Origin of the sequence: Streptomyces paromomycinus, from assembly GCF_003865155.1 — a bacterium.
Lineage (GTDB): Bacteria > Actinomycetota > Actinomycetes > Streptomycetales > Streptomycetaceae > Streptomyces > Streptomyces chrestomyceticus.
Genome location: NZ_BHZD01000001.1, coordinates 7509791 through 7532035, shown reverse-complemented (window position 1 = coordinate 7532035; position 22245 = coordinate 7509791). Strand labels below are relative to the sequence as shown.

Annotated in this window: 21 protein-coding genes and 1 pseudogene; 12 read left to right on the top strand and 10 right to left on the bottom strand. The window is 72.4% G+C overall.

The window, feature by feature from the left end; all coding sequences use genetic code 11:
* Positions 1-98: 98 nt before the first annotated feature.
* Positions 99-1190: an amidohydrolase family protein gene (locus OEIGOIKO_RS32395; protein WP_125057020.1), complete on the bottom strand. Its 1092-nt coding sequence runs from the start codon at positions 1188-1190 to the stop codon at positions 99-101.
* A gap of 491 nt (positions 1191-1681) precedes the next feature.
* Here OEIGOIKO_RS32395 and ectA point away from each other — a divergent pair, with 491 nt between their 5' ends.
* The 4 genes from ectA to thpD all read left to right on the top strand — a co-directional run bounded on the left by ectA (position 1682) and on the right by thpD (position 4995).
* Positions 1682-2197 (top strand): diaminobutyrate acetyltransferase, encoded by a 516-nt coding sequence (gene ectA, locus OEIGOIKO_RS32390; RefSeq protein ID WP_125057019.1) that lies wholly within the window; start codon positions 1682-1684, stop codon positions 2195-2197.
* A gap of 65 nt (positions 2198-2262) precedes the next feature.
* Positions 2263-3531: a diaminobutyrate--2-oxoglutarate transaminase gene (gene ectB, locus OEIGOIKO_RS32385; protein WP_125057018.1), complete on the top strand. Its 1269-nt coding sequence runs from the start codon at positions 2263-2265 to the stop codon at positions 3529-3531.
* Between the two features lie 57 nt (positions 3532-3588).
* Complete coding sequence (locus OEIGOIKO_RS32380) at positions 3589-4002, top strand: ectoine synthase (protein ID WP_125057017.1); 414 nt, start codon at positions 3589-3591, stop codon at positions 4000-4002.
* A gap of 93 nt (positions 4003-4095) precedes the next feature.
* A complete protein-coding gene (gene thpD, locus OEIGOIKO_RS32375) occupies positions 4096-4995 on the top strand; it encodes an ectoine hydroxylase (protein ID WP_125057016.1) in 900 nt (299 codons plus the stop codon).
* Positions 4996-5088: 93 nt separating this feature from the next.
* Here the strand turns inward: thpD and OEIGOIKO_RS32370 are convergent, their stop codons facing one another.
* Positions 5089-6246 carry a maleylpyruvate isomerase mycothiol-dependent enzyme family protein gene (locus OEIGOIKO_RS32370; protein WP_246177684.1) on the bottom strand — a complete coding sequence of 386 codons (1158 nt, stop codon included), beginning with the start codon at positions 6244-6246 and terminating at the stop codon, positions 5089-5091.
* Between the two features lie 340 nt (positions 6247-6586).
* Complete coding sequence (locus tag OEIGOIKO_RS32365) at positions 6587-7192, bottom strand: RNA polymerase sigma factor (protein WP_246177683.1); 606 nt, start codon at positions 7190-7192, stop codon at positions 6587-6589.
* Positions 7193-7347: 155 nt separating this feature from the next.
* Here OEIGOIKO_RS32365 and OEIGOIKO_RS32360 point away from each other — a divergent pair, with 155 nt between their 5' ends.
* Entirely contained in the window at positions 7348-8658 is a 1311-nt protein-coding gene (locus OEIGOIKO_RS32360; protein WP_125057013.1) for an alpha/beta fold hydrolase, read from the top strand.
* 86 nt (positions 8659-8744) lie between these two features.
* On the opposite strand, the gene OEIGOIKO_RS32355 is transcribed toward OEIGOIKO_RS32360, so the two are convergent.
* The 4 genes and pseudogenes from OEIGOIKO_RS32355 to OEIGOIKO_RS43215 form a co-directional block, all read right to left on the bottom strand.
* Positions 8745-9803: an aminotransferase class V-fold PLP-dependent enzyme gene (locus OEIGOIKO_RS32355; protein WP_170251932.1), complete on the bottom strand. Its 1059-nt coding sequence runs from the start codon at positions 9801-9803 to the stop codon at positions 8745-8747.
* A gap of 117 nt (positions 9804-9920) precedes the next feature.
* Positions 9921-10652, bottom strand: a complete 732-nt coding sequence (locus OEIGOIKO_RS32350; protein ID WP_125057012.1) for a DsbA family oxidoreductase — start codon at positions 10650-10652, stop codon at positions 9921-9923.
* Between the two features lie 310 nt (positions 10653-10962).
* Positions 10963-11724: a hypothetical protein gene (locus OEIGOIKO_RS43220; RefSeq protein WP_246178294.1), complete on the bottom strand. Its 762-nt coding sequence runs from the start codon at positions 11722-11724 to the stop codon at positions 10963-10965.
* 270 nt (positions 11725-11994) lie between these two features.
* A pseudogene (locus tag OEIGOIKO_RS43215) lies at positions 11995-12177 on the bottom strand (helix-turn-helix transcriptional regulator); the annotation flags it as partial.
* A gap of 449 nt (positions 12178-12626) precedes the next feature.
* Here OEIGOIKO_RS43215 and OEIGOIKO_RS32340 point away from each other — a divergent pair.
* Positions 12627-12935, top strand: coding sequence for a DUF7848 domain-containing protein (locus tag OEIGOIKO_RS32340; RefSeq protein WP_246177681.1), 309 nt, complete (start codon positions 12627-12629; stop codon positions 12933-12935).
* A gap of 220 nt (positions 12936-13155) precedes the next feature.
* The gene (locus tag OEIGOIKO_RS32335; protein WP_125057010.1) at positions 13156-13809 is read left to right on the top strand and encodes a class I SAM-dependent methyltransferase; all 654 of its coding nucleotides are present in this window, start codon (positions 13156-13158) and stop codon (positions 13807-13809) included.
* Here the strand turns inward: OEIGOIKO_RS32335 and OEIGOIKO_RS32330 are convergent.
* Together OEIGOIKO_RS32330 and OEIGOIKO_RS32325 are read right to left on the bottom strand one after the other, a co-directional pair.
* The gene (locus OEIGOIKO_RS32330) at positions 13787-14464 is read right to left on the bottom strand and encodes a GNAT family N-acetyltransferase (protein WP_125057009.1); all 678 of its coding nucleotides are present in this window, start codon (positions 14462-14464) and stop codon (positions 13787-13789) included. The genes OEIGOIKO_RS32335 and OEIGOIKO_RS32330 overlap by 23 nt on opposite strands.
* A gap of 11 nt (positions 14465-14475) precedes the next feature.
* The gene (locus OEIGOIKO_RS32325; RefSeq protein WP_246177679.1) at positions 14476-16122 is read right to left on the bottom strand and encodes an aldehyde dehydrogenase (NADP(+)); all 1647 of its coding nucleotides are present in this window, start codon (positions 16120-16122) and stop codon (positions 14476-14478) included.
* 127 nt (positions 16123-16249) lie between these two features.
* Here OEIGOIKO_RS32325 and OEIGOIKO_RS32320 point away from each other — a divergent pair, with 127 nt between their 5' ends.
* The 5 genes from OEIGOIKO_RS32320 (at position 16250) to OEIGOIKO_RS32300 (ending at position 21028) form a co-directional block, all read left to right on the top strand.
* Complete coding sequence (locus OEIGOIKO_RS32320; RefSeq protein ID WP_125057008.1) at positions 16250-17020, top strand: IclR family transcriptional regulator; 771 nt, start codon at positions 16250-16252, stop codon at positions 17018-17020.
* Between the two features lie 230 nt (positions 17021-17250).
* On the top strand, positions 17251-18579 hold the full coding sequence (locus OEIGOIKO_RS32315; protein ID WP_174857252.1) for a histidine kinase: 1329 nt from the start codon (positions 17251-17253) through the stop codon (positions 18577-18579).
* Between the two features lie 83 nt (positions 18580-18662).
* Entirely contained in the window at positions 18663-19286 is a 624-nt protein-coding gene (locus OEIGOIKO_RS32310; RefSeq protein ID WP_246178181.1) for a response regulator transcription factor, read from the top strand.
* A gap of 391 nt (positions 19287-19677) precedes the next feature.
* Positions 19678-20184: a hypothetical protein gene (locus OEIGOIKO_RS32305; protein WP_125057006.1), complete on the top strand. Its 507-nt coding sequence runs from the start codon at positions 19678-19680 to the stop codon at positions 20182-20184.
* A 151-nt stretch (positions 20185-20335) separates the two neighbouring features.
* Entirely contained in the window at positions 20336-21028 is a 693-nt protein-coding gene (locus OEIGOIKO_RS32300; RefSeq protein ID WP_125057005.1) for a class F sortase, read from the top strand.
* A gap of 65 nt (positions 21029-21093) precedes the next feature.
* Here OEIGOIKO_RS32300 and OEIGOIKO_RS32295 read toward each other — a convergent pair whose 3' ends face one another.
* On the bottom strand, positions 21094-22203 hold the full coding sequence (locus OEIGOIKO_RS32295) for a DUF7916 family protein (protein ID WP_125057004.1): 1110 nt from the start codon (positions 22201-22203) through the stop codon (positions 21094-21096).
* Between the last annotated feature and the right edge of the window lie 42 nt (positions 22204-22245).

The window sequence follows — 22245 nt, the reverse complement described above, 5'->3', positions numbered from 1 at the left end:
CGAAGTCTGTAGGGCCCGGACCCGCGCCCCCCCGGTCGGGAAACCGGCCCGCCAAAGGGTCAGCCCACCTCAGACCGGAAACCCGACCCGCAAGCGGGTCATCCCACCACGCGCCCCCGCAACACCACCCGCCGCGGCGCCGCCAGCACCCGTACGTCCGCGCGCGGATCCCCGTCGTAGACGACGAGGTCCGCCGGGGCGCCCTCCTCCAGGCCCGGACGCCCCAGCCACCGCCGCGCGCCCCACGTCGTCGCCGCGAGCGCGTCCACCGGGGGGATGCCGGCCTTGGTCAGTTCGGCCACTTCCTGTGCGATCAGGCCGTGGGCGAGCGAACCGCCCGCGTCGGTGCCGGCGAAGATGGGCACCCCCGCGTCGTACGCCGCGCGTACGGTGTCGTAGCGCCGCTCGTGCAGGCTCCTCATGTGGCTCGCCCAGGCGGGGAACTTCTTCTCACCACCGGCCGCCAGGGCCGGGAAGGTGGCGATGTTGACGAGGGTGGGGACGATCGCGACGCCACGCTCCGCGAACAGCGGAATCGTCTCCTCGGTGAGGCCGGTGGCGTGTTCGATGCAGTCGATGCCCGCCTCGACCAGCGGGGCGAGGGTCTCCTCGGCGAAGCAGTGGGCCGTCACCCGGGCTCCGAGGCGGTGCGCCTCGGCGATGGCCGCCTCGACGGCGCCGCGCGGCCAGCAGGCCGACAGGTCGCCGGTCTCGCGGTCGATCCAGTCGCCGACCAGCTTGACCCAGCCGTCGCCGCGCCGGGCCTCCCGCGCGACGTACGCGACCAGGTCCCCGGGCTCGATCTCGTGGGCGTAGTTGCGGATGTAGCGGCGGGTACGGGCGATGTGGCGGCCCGCCCTGATGATCCGCGGCAGGTCCGCACGGTCGTCGATCCAGCGGGTGTCGGACGGCGAGCCGGCGTCCCTGAGCAGCAGGGTGCCCGCCTCCCGCTCGGTCAGCGCCTGCTTCTCGCTGGTCGCCTCGTCCACCGGCCCGTGGGCGTCGAGTCCGACGTGGCAGTGGGCGTCGACCAGCCCGGGCAGCGCCCAGCCCTGAACGGTCGTCACCTCCCGCGCGCCCGTCGGCCGTTCGTAGGTCACCCGGCCGTCGACGACCCAGAGTTCGTCGCGCACGTCGTCCGGTCCGGTCAGGACCCTGCCCTTGATGTGCAGCACCACGCTCTCGCTCATGGCCGCACTGTATGACGCGCGGGGCGGCGGGCGGCACGGGGTCCGGGGCGCAGAGCACGGTGCACCGCGACCCCGTACGGCGATCCGTTCCACAGAAACACCGTGGACGCTCGGGCTTTTCTTGCGGTACACCTTTTACCGGCGAATTTCCAATTCTCCAGTGCGCAGCTTCCCGTATTCTTCTGCCCGCTTTTTCGCAGCTCAAACGCCAAGATTTCGCTAGTGCCGGAGCAGGTAATTCCGTCGGGTCACCAGGACGTTACGGAGCTGTGACCGACCCCACACCCTGTCCGCTTCACCCCGTATTTTCCGGGCAAACCCGTACATCGTGCAGTCGTTTCGCGCGCTCGTGCGCCCCCGCGCGATAACACAAGAGCCCCTTCCCGCGTAACCCCTCCTCGCGATGCATTTTCCTTTTTCCCTGGGTAAATTGAATTCGCATGACCGCCGCACAAGCAGACCATGCAGGTGCCCGAAGCGATATCAGAGAAATGCCGGAGGGTTTCAAGCTCGACACACCGCGCGTGGAGGACGGAGCCGCGATCTGGCGCATCGCCCGCGACTCCGAGGCACTGGACCTGAACTCCTCCTACAGCTACCTGCTGTGGTGTCGCGACTTCGCCGCCACCTCCGCCGTCGCCCGCGACGGCGCGGGCGAGCCGGCCGCCTTCATCACCGGCTACCTCCGCCCCGAGTCCCCGGACACGCTCTTCGTCTGGCAAGTCGCCGTCGACGAGGCGCACCGCGGCCGCGGACTGGCCGCCGCCCTCCTGGACGGCCTGGTCGCCCGCGTCGCCGCGGACCAGGGCGTGTGTCGCATCGAGACCACGATCACCGAGGACAACGCGGCGTCCAACCGTCTCTTCGCCTCGTTCGCCGAGCGCCACGGGGCGCCGCTGGCCCGCGAAGTCCTCCTCGACGCCGGGCACTTCCCGGAGCAGGGGCACGACGCCGAGGTGCTCCACCGCATCGGCCCGCTCGGTCCCCCTGCCGGGCACCGCCCCTGATCGCCCCTTTCGCAGCCCCCGCAGACTTCTCCCCGCTCACGCCACTCATCTCCCAGGAGCATGCTGTGACCATCACCCAGCCCGACCTGAGCGTCTTCGAGACCGTGGAATCCAACGTACGCAGCTACTGCCGCGGCTGGCCCACCATCTTCGACCGCGCCCAGGGCAGCCGCATGTACGACGAGGACGGCCACACCTACCTCGACTTCTTCGCCGGCGCCGGGTCACTGAACTACGGGCACAACAACCCCGTACTCAAACGCGCCCTGATCGACTACATCGAGCGCGACGGCGTCACCCACGGCCTGGACATGTCCACCACGGCCAAGCGCGCCTTCCTGGAGACGTTCCAGAACACCATCCTGCGCCCGCGCGACCTGCCCTACAAGGTCATGTTCCCCGGCCCGACGGGCGCCAACTCCGTGGAGGCCGCGCTCAAGCTGGCCCGCAAGGTCAAGGGCCGCGAGTCGATCGTCTCGTTCACCAACGCCTTCCACGGCATGTCGCTCGGCGCCCTCGCGGTCACCGGCAACGCCTTCAAGCGCGCCGGTGCCGGCATCCCGCTCGTGCACGGCACCCCGATGCCGTTCGACCACTACCTCGACGGCACCTACCCGGACTTCCTCTGGTTCGAGCGCCTGCTGGAGGACAGCGGCTCCGGCCTGAACACCCCGGCCGCCGTGATCGTCGAGACGGTGCAGGGCGAGGGCGGCATCAACGTGGCCCGCGCCGAGTGGCTGCGCGCCCTGTCCGACCTGTGCAAGCGCCGCGACATGCTGCTGATCGTCGACGACATCCAGATGGGCTGCGGCCGCACCGGCGCGTTCTTCTCCTTCGAGGAGGCGGGCATCGTGCCGGACATCGTGACCGTCTCGAAGTCCATCAGCGGCTACGGCCTGCCGCTCGCGCTCACCCTGTTCAAGCCGGAGCTGGACGTGTGGGAGCCGGGCGAGCACAACGGCACCTTCCGCGGCAACAACCCGGCCTTCGTCACCGCCGCGGCGGCCCTGGACACGTACTGGGCCGACGGCCAGATGGAGAAGCAGACGCTGGCCCGCGGCGAGATCATCGAGTCGCACCTGCGCGCCATCGTCGAGGAGCACCCGGCCTCCATCGCCGAGTACCGCGGCCGCGGCATGGTCTGGGGCCTGGAGTGCTCCGACAAGCCGCTCGCCAACAAGATCGCCAAGCGCGCCTTCGAGCTGGGTCTGCTCATCGAGACCTCCGGCCCGGAGAGTGAGGTCGTCAAGCTGCTGCCGGCGCTGACGACCACCCCCGAGGAGCTGGACGAGGGTCTGCGCATCCTCGCCCGCGCGGTCCGCGACTGCGCCTGAGCGCACCCCGCAACCGCACCACTCCTTGTCCGCACCACAGAAAGGTACGAAAACACCGTGATCGTCCGATCCTTCAAGGACATCGAAGGCACCGACCGCCACGTCAAGGCCAAGTCGGGCACGTGGGAGAGCAAGCGCATCGTGCTCGCCAAGGAGCGCGTCGGCTTCTCGCTGCACGAGACCATCCTGTACGCGGGCACCGAGACGTCGATGTGGTACGCCAACCACATCGAGGCCGTGCTGTGCGTGGAGGGCGAGGCCGAGCTCACCAACGACGAGACCGGTGAGAAGCACACCATCACCCCGGGCACCATGTACCTGCTCGACGGGCACGAGAAGCACACCATGCGCATCAAGGAGGACTTCCGCTGCGTGTGTGTCTTCAACCCGCCGGTGACGGGCCGCGAGGACCACGACGAGAACGGCGTGTACCCGCTGCTCACCGAGCCCGAGCCCGAGCCGTCGGCGTAACCCGGCGGTTAATCGGCGCACCCCCTGCCCCGTCCGGCAGTTGAGCAAGGCGCGAGAAGGAAAGCACGTACGAGAGGAGAGGAAGGCAACACCATGGCCACCGCACCCGAGCGCACCGCCGACCTGTACCCGACCCGGGGGACCACCGAGGTGATGACCCCGCGGCAGGACCCGGTGGTGTGGTCGCAGCCCGGCACGGAGGGACCTTTCCAGCCGGCCGAGCTGAGCGACTTCGAACGCGACGGTTTCTTCGCCATCGGGGAACTGCTGACGGCGGAAGAGGTCGCGGTGTACCGCGCCGAACTGGACCGGCTGGTCAACGACCCGGCGATGCGGGCGGACGACCGCTCCATCGTCGAGCCGAAGTCCCAGGAGATCCGGTCCGTCTTCGAGGTGCACAAGATCAGCGAGGTGTTCGCCAAGCTGGTCTCCGACCCGCGCGTGGTGGGACGCGCCCGGCAGATCCTGGGCTCGGACGTGTACGTCCACCAGTCGCGGATCAACGTCAAGCCGGGCTTCGGCGCCTCCGGGTTCTACTGGCACTCCGACTTCGAGACCTGGCACGCCGAGGACGGCCTGCCGAACATGCGGACCGTGTCGGTCTCGATCGCGCTGACGGAGAACTACGACACCAACGGCGGCCTGATGATCATGCCGGGTTCGCACCGGCACTTCCTCGGGTGCTCCGGCGAGACGCCGCGGGACAACTACAAGAAGTCGCTGCAGATGCAGGACGCCGGCACGCCCTCGGACGAGGCGCTGACCAAGCTGGCCGACGCGCACGGCATCAAGCTGTTCACCGGCAAGGCCGGTTCGGCCACCTGGTTCGACTGCAACTGCATGCACGGTTCCGGCGACAACATCACGCCGTACCCGCGCAGCAACGTCTTCATCGTGTTCAACAGCGTGGAGAACACCGCGGTGGAGCCCTTCGCGGCGCCGGTCCCGCGCCCGGAGTACATCGGCGCGCGTGACTTCACCCCGGTGAAGTAACTCCCGCGCCGTACGGTGCCGGCGGGGCACCACGGCACAGCGCCGCAGCGCGGGCGGGGCCCCGGCCGGGTGACCGGGGCCCTGCCCGCGCTCTCAGAGCCAGGCCAGCGACGTGGCCGTCTCCAGCAGCCGCTGCGAGGCGGCCACGTCGCCTGCCTGGCCGCGCGCGATCTCGTCCAGATCCTGCCGGCCACCGATGAGCAGGAGGAAGTCGGTGGCCTCCAGGACCAGTTCGGCGGCGATCGGCTCGGCGTCCGAGCCGAGCACCCAGTCGCCGCCCGCCTCGCCCTCCACCGACAGCAGCACCGGCTGTGCGTCCGGCCCCAGCGCCAGGTCCAGGATGCGTACCGCCAGTCCCAGGAAGCGCTGGAGGTGCTCCGGCAGCGGCGGCGGTACGGTACGGCCGAGCGCCCGCCCGATGTCCCGGGTGTGCACCCAGGTCTCGAACGCGCGGATCACGTAGTGGTCGGCGACCGGCAGCCGCAGTCCCATCAGCGTCGTGGCCATGGCGGCCATCTGCTCGTCGCCCGCCTCGGGCAGCGCGAGCAGCCCGTGTGCCTGGGTCCGCCACGCCTCCCGGGTCTCGGCGGGCGGCCGGGTGTGTTCGTACGTCACCACCTCGTGCGTACGGGCCACCCAGCGCACCTCCCAGGGGGCACGCGCACCGGCCGCCCGTCCCCCGGACAGCGCGTCCGGGTCCGTACCGCCCTCCGGCCCGTACTCCTCCGGCCCGTACCCTTGCGGCCCGTATCCCTCCGGCGGCCGCGCCCCCGGCGCCGGCCCCAGGCCTGTGCCCGCCTCCGTCACCGGCGCCAGGCCCAGCCGTTCGGCCAGCACCTCGTCGGCCGCGACCAGGTGGGCGACGGTGCCCTGGACGTCCCAGTCGTGCACGACCGGGGTGCCCCAGCGGGCCGGTGCCTGGTCCAGTTCCCGCAGCAGCGCGTCCAGGCAGGCCACCGCGCCCGCGTACGGAGCGGCGTGCGCGGCAGGCGGGACCTGGCCGGGCCGCGCGGCGCGGGCCGCGGCCATCAGCCGCCCGCGCGCCAGGCCCGCGTTCGCCTTGCGCCCGGCTCCGCGCCCCGTCCCGCCGGGCGCCGGTTCGTCCAGCAGCCGTGCGGTCTCCCGCAGCCGCCGCGCTTCGGCCGCGCAGGGGGCGCACTCGTGCAGGTGGCCGCGGACCCGCGCGTCGTCGCCCGGCATGCCGGCGCCGAGCGCCCATGCCGCGAGCAGCGCGCTGACCTCCTCGTGCACCGCGGACGGACCGTCCGCTCCGCCGGGCTCACCGAGGCCGTCGGGACCGGCGGGCCTGCCGGGATCCTCCGACCCCCCGCTCCCACCCGGACCGCCCGTACCACCCGTACCGCCTGTCCCATCCGCGCCGCCCATGTCTCCCGGACCGCCGGTACCTCCCGGACCGCCGGTACCTCCCGGACCGCCCGAACCACCCGCGCCGCCCCGGCCACCCCGGCCGCTCCTGCCTCCCGCGCCCATCGCACGCCCCTTTCCGCTGTTCCGCCGCCCGGCCGGCCCGCGCGCCCGCCTGTCGCTTCCCTTGCTGCCCGCGGCCGCCGCCCGGCATTCGGAGCCCGGGTCAGCACTCGTCCCGTGCCTCGTCGGCCGGGCTGCCGGGACCGGCCGGCGGCCCGGCGAGCCGGTCGGCCAGACTGCTCAGGGCGTTCCGCAGCCGGGCGGTGGCCGCCGTCTCCGCGATGCCCAGTTCCACCGCGACCTGCCGGTACGTACGTCCGGCGAAGCATGCCAGGTGCAGGGCTTCCCGTTCCGGCAGGGGCAGTTCGGTGAGCGCGGTGTGCAGTGCCACCCGCGCCTCCTCGACGGGCTCGGACGACCCTTCCGCCCCTTCCGCCCCCTCCTCCCCTTCCGTACCGCACCCCGCGCGCTCCGCCTCCGCCTCCGCCTCCCGCATCCGGGCCACCGCGCCGTGGTGGCCCCGGATGCTCAGCCAGGCGCGCAGCGAGCCCTGGCCGGGTTCGAAGGCGTACGGGCACGTCCACAGATCGATGAAGACGCGCTGGGTCACCTCGCCGGCGACCGCCGTGCTGCCGGTCACCCGCCGGGCCACCGTCCTGACCAGCGCGCTGTAGGCGTCGTACGCCTCGCCCAGCGCGGTTTCGTCCCCGTACACCAGCCGCCGGTGCAGCTCCCGGTCGCGCGGCGGGTACCTGGTTGTCCCGTCCACCGGCACCACCTCGTGAGTGTGTGGTGACATTCCTAGCCTTTCGCCCTCCTCCGCGGTAGCCGTCCGTCCGGCCGAATTGCGCGGCGCCCGGTGGGTGCCGCACGATCCGGGGGGCTCCGAAGGGGTGCGGGGCCGGAGAAGACCGAGGAGCACACATGAGGACCGACCGGCTGCCCGGTGTCGTACTGACCGACCACTTCCTGGACGTGCCGCTGGACCACGCCGTGCCGGACGGCGAGCGGCTGACCGTGTACGGGCGCGAAGCCGTGGCGCCCGGCCGCGAGCACGAGGAACTGCCCTGGCTGGTCTTCCTCCAGGGCGGACCCGGCTACGCGGCACCGCGTCCGCCGGGCCGGACCTCCTGGCTGGTGAGCGCGCTGGACCACTACCGGGTGCTGCTGCTGGACCAGCGGGGCACCGGCCGTTCCACGCCGGCCAACCGGCAGACCCTGCCGCTGCGCGGCGGACCGCGGGAACAGGCCGATTATCTGGCGCATTTCCGCGCCGACGCGATCGTGCGGGACGCCGAGCTGTTCCGCCGTGAACTCGCCGGCCCGGACGAGCGGTGGAGCGTCCTGGGGCAGAGCTTCGGCGGCTTCTGCGCCACGACCTATCTCTCGTACGCGCCCGAGGGCCTGCGCGAGGTCATGATCACCGGCGGTCTGCCGGGGCTGCGGGCCACCGCGGAGGACGTCTACCGGGCCGCGTACCCGAGGGTGGCCCGCAAGAACGCCGCGCACTACGCGCGCTATCCGCAGGACATCGAGCGCGTCCGCCGCATCGCCGCGCACCTGCGGGAGCGCCCGGCGCGGCTGCCCGGCGGCGGGCGGCTGACGGCGGAGGCGTTCCAGGGGCTGGGCCGGATGCTGGGGACGGGCACCGGCTCGTACGTCCTGCACTACCTGATCGAGGACGCGTGGGTGACCGGCCCCGCCGGCCCCGAACTGGCGGAATCCTTCTTGCAGACCGTACAGAGCCACCTCTCCTTCACCGCCGCCCCGCTGTTCACCGTTCTGCACGAAGCGATCTACGCCCAGCGGTCGGTGCAGCCGGGGAGCACCGGCTGGGCCGCCGAGCGTGTCCGCGCCGAGTTCCCCGGGTTCGACGTCGGCACGGCGCTCGACGGCGGGCGGCCCGTCCACTTCACCGGCGAGTCGGTGCACCCCTGGCTCTTCGACACCGACCCGTCGCTGCGCCCCCTCAAGGAGACGGCGCAGGCCCTGGCCGAACGCGCCGACTGGCCCGATCTGTACGACGCCGACCGCCTCGCGGCCAACGAGGTCCCGGCCGCGGCCGCCGTCTACGCCGACGACATGTACGTCGACACCGCCCACTCCCTGGAGACCGCGCGGGAGATCCGCGGGCTGCGGACCTGGGTGACCAACGAGTGGGAGCACGACGGGCTGCACGCCGGCGGCGGCGTGGTGCTGGACCGTCTGATCCGGATGGTGCGCGGCGAGGTCTGACGTTCCGCAGGGCGGCACCGGGCGGCAGCGGAGAAAGCTTCCTGCTGCCGCCACCCCGGCAAGAACGCCCCTGCCGCCGCCCCCGGCTACCGCCGCCGCTCCCCCACCACCTCCAACACCCGGTCCACATCGTCCGACGAGTTGTAGAGGTGGAAGGCGGCCCGGAGGCTGCCCGCGCGCACGGCGATCCGTATGCCGGCCGCCGCCAGCCGGTCCGCCGCGTCCGCGAGCCCCGGTACGGACACGATCGCCGAGCCGGGCGCGGGCAGCGGGGTGTGGCCGAGCGCCGTGATCCCCTCGCGGTACCGGTCGGCGAGCGCGATGTTGTGCGCGTACACGGTCTCGATGCCGATCTCGTTCAGCAGGGCGAGGGACTGGGCTGCGGCCACGTACGAGTAGTGGGCGTGCGGTTCGTCGTAGCGGCGCGCGCCGGGCGCCGGTTCCCGGATCGGTCCGTAGTTGGACTCGTACGGGTTCGCACCGGCCACCCACCCGGCGTGCAGCGCTTCCAGCCCGTCGTCTCCACACACAAGGAAGGAGGCGCCGCGCGGACACAGCAGCCACTTGAACGCCCCGCACACCACGTAGTCGAAGTCGCCGCCCCGCAGCGGCAGCCAGCCCGCGGCCTGCGTGGCGTCCAGGAGGGTGCGCGCCCCGTGGGCTGCGGCGGCGGCCCGTACCGCCGCCATGTCGGCGATCCGCCCGTCCAGCGCCTGCACGGCACTGAAGGCGACGAGCGCCGTACCGGGCCGTACGGCATCGGCCAGCTCGGCGAGCGGCGCGGTACGGAGCTTGATCCCGGACCGGGCCGCGAACGGGTTGACCAGCGAACTGAACTCCCCGTCGGGCACCAGCACTTCGGCGCCGTCCGGGAGCGACCCGGCGATCAGTGCGGCGTGCACCGCGACCGCCCCGCCGATCGCGACCCGTTCCGGCGCCACGTCCATCAGCCGGGCGAAGGCGGCCCGGGAGGCGTCCGCCGGCCCGAAGTAGTCCTGGCCCATGGTCCCGTACGAAACGGACTCCTCGACGGCCGCACGCAAGGCGGCGGCCGAACGGGCCGGGAGCAGGCCGCTGCCCGCGGTGTTCAGGAACGTCGTCAGGGGCGCGAATTCGTCCCCACCTAATGGCTCGATGCGTTGCATGCCCCCACTGTGGCCGTCCGGCCGCCCGCCGTCCATCGCAAATTCCGTTTGCACGGCGCCAAGCGGCCCTTATCCGCGCAGCTCAGCGCGGTGCCGCTGCGCCGGGGCCCGCCGGGATCAGTTCCCCGCCCCCGCCCCCGTACCGGGCCGGCACACGTCCCCCTCGCACCCCGGCGCGGCCGCCTCACCGCCGTCTCCGCCCGGCACGGGTGCAGCACCCTCTTCCCACGCCCGCTCCAGCGCCTGCCGGAACACCTCGGCGGGCTGCCCGCCGGAGATCCCGTACCGCCGGTCGATCACGAAGAACGGCACGCTCCGCGCCCCCAGCTCCGCCGCCTCCCGCTCGTCGGCCCGCACCGCGTCCGCGTAGGCCTCCCGGTCCGCCAGCACCCGGCGCACGTCCTCCTCGTCCAACCCGGCGGCCACCGCCACCTCGGTCAGCACATCCCCGTCCCCCAGCGCCCGCGCCTCAGCGAAATTGGCCCGGTACAGCGCGCTGAGCAGCGCGTCCTGCACGCCCCGCTCCTTGGCCAGGTGCAGCAACCGGTGCAGGTCGAAGGTGTTCCCGTGGATCCGGTCGGACCGGTACCCGAGCCCTTCCCCCGCGGCCGCCTCGGCAACCCGCGCCTCCATCGCCTCGGCCTGCTCCCGCGACACGCCGTACTTCTGCGCGAGCATCTCCAGCACCGGCGTACCCGCCGCCGGAGCCGCCTCCGGGTCGAGCTCGAAGGACCGGTGGACGATCTCCACCTCACCCCGGTGCGCGAACCCGGCCAGCCCCTTCTCGAAGCGGGCCTTGCCGATGTAGCACCAGGGGCAGGCGATGTCCGCCCAGATCTCGACGCGCATGTCAGGTGTTTCCTCAGATGATCGGTACGAATGGGGACAGTGGCGGACAACCTTTCGGGGGTGGCGGCTATTCCCCGGCGCGGTGGCGTACGCGGGTGTGCGGCGTCACATGGCGGTACGGGAGCCGGGGTGTGGGGGAGCCCCGCCGCCCCCCGTGGCGGGAATGGCGGGGCTCGCGGGCCGGTCGGCCGAGGTCAGGCGCCTCACGGCACAAACACGACTCATCCAGCACCACCCACAGCAGCGGCAGGTCGGGGCGCTGAGCCTCGTGATTGCTCCTACAAGGGCTGGTCACGGGACTCTTCCTGCTTCAGTTTTCGAGCGCTTTCAAACCCTGGTACGCCTCTCGCAGGTCCGCGGCTTCCGGCAGTTTACGGGCCTCTACGGCCTTGACTACTTCCAGAGCGCGCCAATGGTTTGACGGCACGATACGGCCCGACAGAATCGCGCGCTGAGCCGCATCGCATGCCTCATCCAGCCGATCACCGCTGAGCAACGTCAAGGCAAGATCGATGTTCGCCGAAGCAACACGCCGAGGCCACTTATGCATGTCGGCGACAGGAGCCAATCGGGCGATGACTTCCCGCGCGTAAGTTTCTGCTGCCGGGTCACCTACCCATGCGAGTGTTGTGGCTGTGTAGGCCAACGACTTCGCCGGGTCATACTGGTAATGATGCTCTGTCCCCTTGTGCGGGACCATGGACACCGCTTTTCGTTGCACACGGTCTATGGCGGCATAGGTTTCAGTCCGTTCGCCGAGGCGTGCTCTCGCTCGTCCCTCTTGCGCCGTTGCTTGAATCTCCGCGGAACTACCTGTCGGTGCAAGCTGTTGCGCGACCAAAGACAGCTCCAGCGCACGCCCGTACTGCCCAACCGTGAGGACTCGCCAAGCGTCTGTCTCGTAGCACCAGGCTTCGATCTCTCGGTGCTCCGCGTGCTGGGCGAGCGTGGCCGCTGTGTGCAACCGAGCTGTAGCCGCGTGGTCTTGATGGAGATCAATGTGCAACGTAGCACCTAGAAGCTGAAACCAGCCGCCGACCGCATACAGGCGTCGCTCTTCGGCCAGAGTCATACGGGCATCCATGAGGTGGCCCACGTAAGCCGAGTGCTTACGTACTCGCTGCAACAGTTCCTGGGGAGGTGACATCGGGTACGCCATGGCCGACTCGTCGAACGCGGATTCCAGTCGGCTGAGAGTCTCCTTCCCCACGTCGCTCGCCGCCACTCGTCGCGCCAATTCGAGGGCTTCGAACTCATCGTCGTCAGACGGAGGAGCAACGGAGAGCCACCCCGATGGCAGTCGGCGCGAGTAACTTCCGTCAGGAGCCAGAAGCGCCTCAAGTTCGTTGGACGTCAGGTCCAGGGCTTTCGCGATTCTCGGGCGTTGCCAGGGCTGAGGGCCACTCTGCCCGCTTTCCCAACGCTGGACAGTAGTGCGATCTACGCCGACTGCTTCTGCGAACGCTTCTTGGTTGTAGCCGCACGCTTTCCGACGCTCCGCCAACCTCCGCCGCTTGCAAGCCATCGTGGCCGACCCCCTCTCGTCCGAAGGTTTCTCCGCAGGTCAGCCTAGCCAGCGCGGCCTGGATGCGGCAGGACTGCGGCTATTTTGCCGTGGACGCCCCCAACTTCCGCTGATTCGCTGGCCGATACAGCCACCCCATCGGTGCGGAGCCGGTGTCGTCCGACACAGCGACGCAGAGGCAAGAACCGGAGGTACGGCATGGAGGCCCGAGACAAGTGGCGTTTCCCCTTCGACGGATCCCTGGTGCGCCCGTACATGACGGCCGATTGCGAAGAGATAGCCGGTGATTCTGACCCACTCTTCGCACACCTTGACGGTTTGCGCGGCTTGATCACCTACCGACGCACCCCCAGAAACGGTGACCACAAGTGACCGAACGCACCCCTGGCCCCGGCCGGGAACACCTCACCCGGCTCATGCGCTCACGCGGGCACGACGGTGTACTTCGTATGCGCACCAGCGGCGACGGTGACGCTGCTTTCAATCTCCCCCGGCCGGAAGGTACGACCATGGCAACCCCCGTCCCCGTGCCGACCCGCATGGAAATTCAGATCACCGGCATCCGGGCGCACTTCGCCGAGTGCGTCACCGAACAGGACGACGGCGAGATGTGCGACGCCTGCTCCTCCGCCTGGGACAGCCCCGTGCCGGCGAACGCATGGATTCGCGCCCACGCAGACGAGAAGGGACACACGAAGTTCAAGAAGCACACGGAAGAGGACGTCACCACCTTTACGCGGCCTGCGAGGGCGAAGTGAGGGACCAGCGGCGCGATCGGAGCGAGGTGTCTGTGGCCGCACTGGGAGCCTTCTTAATCGTTATGGGAGTCGTGGCACTCGCCCTTTCCCGCGCACTGCTCTATCAGCCCCGCACGCCCCTGCCCGTCCGGTCGTCCAGGTCCGGCGGCCGGACCGGGCCGATGGCCGTACGACGCCGGAACGACCGCCCGCCCCGCCCCCTCCGCGGTAACGTCCGCCCATGGAGATCAGCCGGGAAGCGCGGGAGTTCTGGGAGCGCGCCGGGGCCGGCAAGACGTTCACCCATCCGCTGGACCGGGAGCTGCTGGACGCGTACGTGCCGCGTGACGTGCCGGTGCTGGACTACGGATGCGGGTACGGGCGGCTGACGGCCGAGCTGATGGCGGCCGGGTACGCGGACGTGCGCGGGGTGGACGTGTCGCGGGCGCTGGTGGAGCGGGGCCGCCGGGAGCATCCGGAGGTGCGAATCGAGCACTGTGCGAGGCTGCCGCTGCCGTTCGGGGACGCGAGCTTCGGGGCCGCGCTGCTGTTCGCCGTGCTGACGTGTGTGCCCGGCACCGCGCAGCAGCGGGAGATCGTCGCGGAGCTGGGCCGGGTGGTGCGGCCGGGCGGGGTGCTGTACGTCAGCGACATGCCGTTGCAGCGCGACCGGTGGGACGTGGCGCGGTACGAGGAGTACGCGGACCGGTTCGGGACGTACGGGGTGTTCGGGACGCCCGACGGCGGAGTCTTCCGGCACCACGAGCCGGACCGGCTGCGCGGGCTGGTCCGGGCGCACGGCTTCACGGTGGAGGCCGAGCGCACGGATGTGGTGCCGACGCTGGACGGGCGGACCGCCGAGCGGCTTCAGATCATCGGGCGGCGGCAGGGCTGAGCGGCAGTACGAGGTCGAGGTGGGTGGCGTCCGGTGCGGGGCGGCGGGACGGGTCCGGCTGCCAGCCGTGCCGGTCGTAGAAGGCGCGGGCCCGCCGGTTGTGCCAGTACACGTCCAGACGGGCGGTGGTGACACCCGCAGCCCGCCAGCCCGCGACGCAGGCTCCGTGCAGGGCGGAGCCGATGCCGCCGCGCCAGCGGTCCGGGTCCACGTGGAGCTGGAAGAGTTTGACGGTGTCGGCGGGCGCGCCGTCCTCGCGGCGGTAGGAGGCGACGCCGACCACCGTGCCGTCCCGTTCCGCGCACAGCACGGTGGCGTCCGTACGGGCGAGGGAGCGCGCCCAGCCTTCGCGCCAGCGCTCGCGCTCGGCCGGGTCGTCGAGCTGCGCGTCGGGGACGCGGCCGCGGTAGTACGTCGCGCGGGCGCGTTGGTGCAGGTCCGCTATGACGTCGAGGTCGGCGGCCGTGGCGTCGCGGATGTGGGTGGCGGAGGTGGCGGCCGGGTCGGGCGCTTCCGGGACGTGGGTGGCGGAGGTGGCGGCCGCGTCGGATGCTTCCGGGACGTGGGTGGCGGTGGCGGTGGCCGCGTCGGGCGCTTCCGGGGCGTGGGTGGCGGAGGTGGCGGCCGCGTCGGGCGCTTCCGGGGCGTGGGACATGTGCGTGTACGTCACCTTTCGGGGCGGCCGTCGACTCGGCGGGGCAGGTTCAGCGGGTTGTGCTCGCGCAGCTCCGGCGGGAGCAGGGCGGGCGGGGTGCCCTGGTGGACGACGGGCCGCAGCCATCGTTCGACCGCCGTGCCGCCGACGGAGGTGGCGGTGGAGGTGGCGGCCGGGTAGGGGCCGCCGTGGTGCTGGGCGGGGGCCACGGCGACGCCGGTCGGCCAGCCGTTGACGAGCAGCCGGCCGGCCAGCGGGGTGAGCGCGGCCAGCAGGCGCGCGCCGCGCCCCGTACCGCCCTCGGACGCGTCGCCTCCCGTACCGCCTGCGGCCGCGTCGGCCCCCGTACCGCCCGTGGCTGCCGTGATACCCGTACCGCCTCCGGACGCATCGGCCCCCGCGTCCTCGCCCACGCACTCCGCCGCCCCCAGCTGGAGTGTCGCGGTGAGGTTGCCGGGCAGCCGCGCCAGTACGGCGCCGATCTCGGCGTCGTCCGTATAGCGCGCGAGGACGGTGACCGGGCCGAAGCACTCTTCCAAGAGCAGGTCGTGGGTACCGCCGTCCTCGGCGAGCCGGGCGGCGGGGACGGTGAGGAAGCCCGCGCTGACGGTGTGCTCGCCGCCCGCGCCGGGCGTCACGGGTGCCTGCACGTCCGGCAGGGCGGCCCGCTCCCGTACGCCGTCGAGGAACGCGTCGCGCATCCGGTGGTCCAGGAGCACCCCGGCCTCGGTGTTGCTGACGGCCTCGGTGAGGGAGCGCTCCAGGCGGTCGCCGGCCGGGCCCTGCGGCGCCAGGACGAGCCCCGGCTTGACGCAGAACTGGCCGGTGCCGAGGGTCATCGAGCCCGCCAGGCCCGTGCCGATCTCCTCGGCGCGCTCGTCGGCGGCGGCCTCGGTGACCACGACCGGGTTGAGGCTGCCGAGTTCGCCGTGGAAGGGGATCGGGTGCGGGCGGGCGGCGGCCGCGTCGTACAGGGCGCGTCCGCCGCGTACCGAACCGGTGAAGCCCGCGGCGGCGACGAGCGGGTGCCGGACCAGCTCGATGCCCGCCTCGAAGCCGTGCACCAGGCCGATCACGCCCGCGGGCAGGCCGGTTTCGGCGGCGGCGCGGCGCAGCAGGGCGGCGCTCAGTTCGGAGGTGGCCGGGTGGTCGGGGTGGGCCTTGACGACGACCGGGCAGCCGGCGGCGAGCGCGCTGGCGGTGTCGCCGCCGGGCACGGAGAAGGCGAGCGGGAAGTTGCTGGCCGCGTAGACCGCGACGACGCCGAGCGGGATCTTGTAGCGGCGCAGGTCGGGGCGGGGCGGGATGAGCGCGGGGTCGGCGTGGTCGATCCGTACGTCGAGGAAGGCGCCCTCCTCGACCACGTCGGCGAACGCGCGCAACTGGTATGTCGTACGGCCGAGTTCACCGGTCAGTCGGCCCGGCCCGAGCGCGGTCTCCGCGTCGGCGGCCTCGACGATCCGCTCCCCGGCCCCGTCCAGCAGGTCGGCGGCGCGGCGCAGCAGGGCGGCCCGCACGCGGCGGTCGGCGAGCGCGTCCCGGGCGTCGTGCGCGGCCCGTACGGCGGCATCGACCTCGGCCGCTGTGGCCTCCACCGCAACCTGCTCGCGCCGCTTCCCGGTACGGGGGTCGACACTCCAGACTGGTGCTGCTGCCACCGCGCATTCCTTCCGGCGAACCCTTGTCGCGTCCAGGACGCCGTTCGCTATGCTGAACGCCGTCCCAGCTGGTGAATGTGACGTCCGCTGGGACTCTATGGCTGTCCGAACTGAGGGGTCAAGGCCGATGTCCGCTGCCGAGACCACCGGAGCGCAGGTCAAGTCCGCTGTGCGCACGGTGGAGTTGCTGGAGTACTTCGCGGGCCGCCCCGGAATGCACAGCCTCGCCGCCGTCCAGGAGGCCGTCGGCTACCCGAAGTCCAGCCTCTACATGCTGCTGCGCACCCTCGTCGACCTCGGCTGGGTGGAGACCGACGCCACCGGCACCCGGTACGGCATCGGCGTCCGCGCCCTGCTGGTCGGCACCTCCTACATCGACGGCGACGAGGTGGTGGCCGCCGCCCGCCCCACCCTGGACCGGCTCGCCGACGACACCACCGAGACCATCCACCTGGCCCGGCTGGACGGCACCAACGTCGTCTACCTCGCCACCCGCCAGTCCCAGCACTACCTGCGCCCCTTCACCCGCGTCGGCCGCCGGCTGCCCGCGCACTCCACGTCCCTGGGCAAGGCGCTGCTCGCCACGTACACCGACGACCAGGTACGGGCCCTCCTCCCGGAGCAGCTCGACGCCCTCACCGAGCACACCGTCACCGACCGAGAGCAGCTCATCGAGGAGCTGCGCCTGGTGCGCGAGCAGGGGTATGCCGTCGACCGCGAGGAGAACACGCTCGGCCTGCGCTGCTTCGGCGTGGCGATCCCGTACCGCACCCCGGCGCGGGACGCGGTCAGCTGCTCGGTGCCGGTGGCCCGGCTGACCCCGGGGCACGAGCAGCTGATCAAGGACGCGCTGCTCGACGCGCGGGACCGGCTGACGCTGGCGACGCGACGCCTTTGAAGCTCAGGTTGAAGGCCGGGGCGAGGACCGGTGCGAAGACCCGCCGGTGGTCCGGGGCGAGGACCGGTGCGAAGATCCGCCGGTGGTCCGGTGCGAAGTCCGGGGCGAGGACCGGCGCGAAGACCCGCCGGTGGATCGGGGCGAGGACCGGTGCGAAGTCCGGGCCGGAGCCTGGTTCGACGCCCCGCGCGTCACGGACGGGCGGGGCGCGCCTGACCCTCGGCCGCTGGGTGCATCTCGTCCTCGGCGGCGCCCTGCTGACCCCTTTCTTCCTGCTGGCGGCGCTCGTCGTCCCGCTCGCCTTCGACGGCGTGAACCCCTTCAGCGACTTCCCCTGGCAGTTCGCCGCGTTCGCCGTCGCGCTGCCGCTCGCCGCGCTGGGCGCGCTGCTCTTCCCGCTGCTGCGCACGCTGGAGGCGACGGCGGCGCGGTCACTGTGCGGCCTGCCCGCCGACGTGACGGCCGAACTGACCGAGGAGCCCGCCGACTCATGGGCCGCCCGGCGGCGTACGGCACTGTGGTTCGTGGCGCACCTGACGGCCGGCGGCATCGTCAGCGGCATGACCCTGGCGGCGCCGCCCGCTGCCGTGATGCTGATCCTCCTGCCGGTCACCGACCCGCTGCGGCACGCGGAACTGGGCTGGCCCGACCTGGCCGGCGGCCTGCTCGGCCCACTGACCGGGCTCGGCCTGCTCGCCCTGGTGGCGGGCACCACATGGGCGGGCGGCCGGCTGCTGGCCCGTGCGGCGCCCGCGCTGCTCGGCCGTACACCCGCCGACCGGCTGGCCGCCGCCGAACAGCGCGCCGCCGATCTCGCCTCCCGCAACCGGCTCGCCCGCGAACTGCACGACTCCGTGGGCCACGCGCTCAGCGCGGTCACCCTCCAGGCGGGCGCGGCCCGCCGGGTGCTCGACGCCGACCCCGAGTTCGCGCGGCAGGCCCTGCTCGCCATCGAGGAGACCACCCGCGGCGCGGTCGCCGAACTCGACACCGTACTGGGGCTGTTGCGGGCGGACGGGGACGACCCGGCCGGCACTCCCGCCCCCGTACCCGCACCGGCGCTGGACGCCCTGGACGCGCTGCTGGACCGCACCCGCGCCGCCGGGTTGCGGATCGACGCGGACGTCGACGACGGGTGCGGGCGGCTGCCACCGCTGGTCTCGCGGGAGGCGTACCGCATCGTGCAGGAAGGTCTCAGCAACGCGCTGCGGCACGCCGGTGCCGTACCGGTCCGGCTGCGGATCGCCTTGGACGCCGACGAGCTGAGGATCACGGTGGAGAACCCCGTACAGACAGACCCCGTACAGACAGACCCCGTACAGACACACCCCGTACAGACACACCCCGTACAAGAAGACCCCGTACAAGAAGACCCCGAGCAGAGAGGCAAGACGGTCCCGCCGAGCGATACGGCCGTGGGCGCATCCCGCCCCGGTGGCGGCCGCGGCCTGCCCGGCGTCGCCGAACGGGCCCGCCTCCTGGGCGGCGAGGCCCGGGCCGCGGGCCGGGACGGCGTGTGGCGGCTGACCGTACGGCTCCCCCTGGGGGCATCCCGGTGAGCGGCACGGACGAGGGACGCGCGGACGCCCGCACCGGCGCCACCCCTCCCCCGCTGCGCATCGTCCTCGCGGACGACGAACGGATGGTGCGTACGGCGCTCCGTGCGATCCTCGGCGCCGAGCCGGACATGGAGGTCGTCGGCGAGGCGGCCACCGGTGCCGAGGCGGTACCGCTGATCCGCGAACTGCGCCCGGATGTCGTCCTGATGGACGTACGGATGCCGGAGATCGACGGCATCCGCGCGACCGAGCAGGTGCTGACCGGCATGGCGGAACCGCCGCGGATCATCGTGGTGACGACCTTCGAGAACGACGCGTACGTGTACGACGCGCTGCGGGCCGGCGCCAGCGGCTTCCTGCTGAAGCGGGCCGGCGTGGAGGACCTGGTGCAGGCGGTGCGGATGGTGGCACGCAGCGATTCGCTGCTGTTCCCGGCGGCGGTACGGGAACTGGCCGCCCGGTACGCGGGGGCGCGGGCCGCGCGCGAGTCGGCGCGGGCCCTGCGGGCGCGCCTGTCCGACCGGGAGGCGGACGTGCTGCGGCTGATGACCAAGGGCCTGACGAACGCGGAGATCGCGGACCGGCTGACGGTCGGCCCGGCGACGGTCAAGACGCATGTCGCGGGGGTGCTGGCCAAGCTGGGGGTGCGGGACCGGACCCAGGCGGTGATCGCGGCGTACGAGAGCGGTTTCGTCCGGCCGGGGTGACCCCGCCGGCCGCCCGCCGGCCGCCCGCCGCCCGCGCCCGCCCCGTCAGCCATGCCTGGACCGCCCCTCGGCCACCCCTCACCCCCCGCTCGACCACCCTCCGTGACACCCGATTACGCAGCGCCACTACCACATTCCGCGCGAAATATCCGTCACCCGTTCATCCCAATCCGCAACGTCACCGAACGTCACGACCACCCAGCCCCTGACCTGCTGAAACGCAACCGATCATGCGCGACACGCCGACGGTGCGCGGGAGTTCTGACAGCACGTCAACAGGCTTCCGGCGCGCCCGGCCGTTTACCTCGATTGCAGGAGGCGCGGAACTCCCCCCAACTTCCTTTGCGGCGCTGCGGTGTGCCGCGGTCCGTGCCTCGTGGAGGTTCGTCCCATGCGTTCCACTCGCGTTCTCACCGGTGCCGCGCTGTCCGTCGCCGCCCTCGGCCTGTCCACCTGCGCGGCCTTCGCGGCCACCGGCAGCATCGAGGTGACGCCCAACCCGGTCAAGGCCGGCAACTCGGTCAACCTCAACAGCAGTGCCTGCGGCAAGGACGGCTCGGCCACCGTCGACGCCAGCACGCTGGGCGCCGGCCGGATCACCCTGTCGTCGAAGAACCAGACGCACACCGAAAACGTGCAGGGCTCCCTGCGGGTGCCGGCCAGCACCAAGCCGGGCAACTACGGCATCGGCGGCAAGTGCGCCAACGGGACGGAGATCTCCGGCACCGTACGGGTCACCTCCGGGAGCACCCCGCACGGCCCGACCAGGACCGGCGTCGGTACCACCAGTGAGAACTCCAGCACCACGGAGATCGTCGCGGGTGCGGGCGTCCTGCTGGCGGCCGCGGCCGGCGGCGTGTGGATGGTGCGCCGCCGTCGCGCGGACGACTCGGCCTGAACCTCCGCGGGCCGTCGGACGCGATCGGTCCGGCGGCCCGACGGTCCGCAGCGCACCCGCACACCCGACGGCCCGACGGCCCGCGGCACACCCGGACACCCCGCAGCCCGACGGCCCGCAGCACACCCGGACACCCGGAGGCACGACAGCCATGGGACACACCCCCCGCCGCCGCGGCGACCAAGGGCTGATAGCCCTGCTCACCGCGGGCGCGATGGGCACCGGCATCTGGCTGATAGGCCACGGCGCGCAGGCCCAGGCGCCGCCGCCGCAGCCCTCCGCCGACCAGGGGTTCGCCGCGGGCCCGCGGCACCCCGGGCCGTCCGCGGCCCCCACCCCGCCGCCCCCGCCGATGCCGGCCTCCCGGCCCCTGCGGGTACGCATCCCGTCCGTCGGCGTGGACGCGCCGCTGATGCGCCTCGGTCTCGACGAGAGCGGCAGCCTGGCGACCCCGCCGCAGGAGGACAAGAACCTCGCCGGCTGGTACGCGGACGGCAGCACCCCCGGCACCACCGGCACTTCACTGATCGCGGGCCACGTCGACAACCGCTCCGGACCCGCGGTCTTCTACAACCTCGGGTCCCTGAAGAAGAACCACAAGGTGGAGGTCGTCCGCGCGGACGGCCGGACCGCGGTCTTCTCCGTCGACGCCGTCGAGGTCTACGACGGCGCGGACTTCCCCGACAAGAAGGTCTACGCACCGGCCTCCCGCCCCGAACTACGGCTGATCACCTGCGGCGGCGGCTTCAACAAGGCCCGGCAGGAGTACCTGGGCAACGTGGTGGTCTTCGGCCACCTGACCGGTACGAAGCGCGAACCGGCCCCGCGCGCGGGCGACGGCTGAGCCCCCGGCGCGTCCCCTCCTCCCCCCCTCCTCCTTCTCGGCCTCTTCCCGGCCTCTTCCCGGCCTCAGCCGGGGATGCGGTTGCCGCGCCCGTTGAGCGCCATCCGGTTCCAGGTGTGCCGCCGTCCGCGGACCGCGACGGAGTAGGCGTAGAGCAGCTCCGGATCGCACATCCCCGGCAGGAACGCGTCCCCGAAGTGGTGCGCGTCCACCCCGATCTCCTTGGCGGTCAGCGCCAGTTGGGGCACGATGTCGGCGTGCGCGCCCTCCTGGCTCGTACCGATCGCCCCCATCACCACCGCGCCCGCGTCCTGGACGGCGGCGACCGCCTCGGCGGCCCGCTCCTTGGTGAGGCCGGGCAGGGTGCCGGGCAGCGGCAGGACGATGCCGTCGGCGCCCGCGTCCACCAGCGCGGTCAGCCGCCCGGGGGTCACCCGCTCGGGGTGCCCCGCGTGGTGCATCTTGCCGGACCACAGCGCCACGTCGTCGCCGAGCCCGCGGCGCAGTTCGTCGGTGACCCGGGCCAGGCCGTCGAAACTTCCGCCGGTGCCGGGGTTGGCGGTCAGACAGAGCAGGGCGGCGCCCATGTCGACCAGGCGGCGGGCCTGCTCGGGCCCGGCCCGGCGGATCTCCGGCACGTCGCCCGGTTCGAGGTTGACGCCGATCGGGCGGCCCACGTACGAGGCGAGGTCGGCGAAGCTGGTGAAGGTACCCAGTCCGGGCAGCCGCAGGTACTCCCCGTCCCAGGCCCGCTCGATGAGGTTGAGGACGACGATGTCCGCGCCGAAGGCGGAGACCAGCTCGATGTTGTGCACGCCCGCGTGGCCTTCGGGGTGCGGGGAGAGCGCCGCGCGCTCCGCGAAGACCTCGGCGACCATCGTGCGGCCCTCGGCGGCGGCGACCGCCTCGGTCAGCTCCCGGCCCCGCAGCGAAGCCAGTTCCTCCCGGTCGAGGTCGAGGATGCGCTGTGTCATGACGTTCCTTCCAGGTCGGCTCGTGGTCGTGCTCGCCGTCGTACGCGCGGTGCACTCGCGGGTGTGAGCGGCGGCGAGCACGTTGACGTCTCGGGCGCGCGGCCCTGGCCGTACGGCGAGGAGCACGGCCGCGAAACGGAACGCGTTGTAGTAGATCACCGAGCACTGCGGGTGCAGCGGAACGGGCGGGGCGATCTTCACGGAGTCGTCTTCGCGGGGCGGCACGGGACTGTTCGCCCCGGC

What these genes read in the sequence shown, in the direction of transcription:
- ectA (WP_125057019.1), top strand. Translation starts at nt 1,682, where the DNA reads ATGCCGGAGGGTTTCAAGCTCGACACACCGCGCGTGGAGGACGGAGCC.
- OEIGOIKO_RS32350 (WP_125057012.1), bottom strand. Translation starts at nt 10,652, where the DNA reads ATGCGCGTCGAGATCTGGGCGGACATCGCCTGCCCCTGGTGCTACATC.
- OEIGOIKO_RS32335 (WP_125057010.1), top strand. Translation starts at nt 13,156, where the DNA reads ATGGAGATCAGCCGGGAAGCGCGGGAGTTCTGGGAGCGCGCCGGGGCC.
- OEIGOIKO_RS43220 (WP_246178294.1), bottom strand. Translation starts at nt 11,724, where the DNA reads ATGACTCTGGCCGAAGAGCGACGCCTGTATGCGGTCGGCGGCTGGTTT.
- OEIGOIKO_RS32395 (WP_125057020.1), bottom strand. Translation starts at nt 1,190, where the DNA reads ATGAGCGAGAGCGTGGTGCTGCACATCAAGGGCAGGGTCCTGACCGGA.
- OEIGOIKO_RS32320 (WP_125057008.1), top strand. Translation starts at nt 16,250, where the DNA reads ATGTCCGCTGCCGAGACCACCGGAGCGCAGGTCAAGTCCGCTGTGCGC.
- OEIGOIKO_RS32300 (WP_125057005.1), top strand. Translation starts at nt 20,336, where the DNA reads ATGGGACACACCCCCCGCCGCCGCGGCGACCAAGGGCTGATAGCCCTG.
- OEIGOIKO_RS32360 (WP_125057013.1), top strand. Translation starts at nt 7,348, where the DNA reads ATGAGGACCGACCGGCTGCCCGGTGTCGTACTGACCGACCACTTCCTG.
- thpD (WP_125057016.1), top strand. Translation starts at nt 4,096, where the DNA reads ATGGCCACCGCACCCGAGCGCACCGCCGACCTGTACCCGACCCGGGGG.
- OEIGOIKO_RS32340 (WP_246177681.1), top strand. Translation starts at nt 12,627, where the DNA reads ATGCGCACCAGCGGCGACGGTGACGCTGCTTTCAATCTCCCCCGGCCG.
- OEIGOIKO_RS32310 (WP_246178181.1), top strand. Translation starts at nt 18,663, where the DNA reads ATGGTGCGTACGGCGCTCCGTGCGATCCTCGGCGCCGAGCCGGACATG.
- OEIGOIKO_RS32305 (WP_125057006.1), top strand. Translation starts at nt 19,678, where the DNA reads ATGCGTTCCACTCGCGTTCTCACCGGTGCCGCGCTGTCCGTCGCCGCC.
- OEIGOIKO_RS32330 (WP_125057009.1), bottom strand. Translation starts at nt 14,464, where the DNA reads ATGTCCCACGCCCCGGAAGCGCCCGACGCGGCCGCCACCTCCGCCACC.
- OEIGOIKO_RS32355 (WP_170251932.1), bottom strand. Translation starts at nt 9,803, where the DNA reads ATGCAACGCATCGAGCCATTAGGTGGGGACGAATTCGCGCCCCTGACG.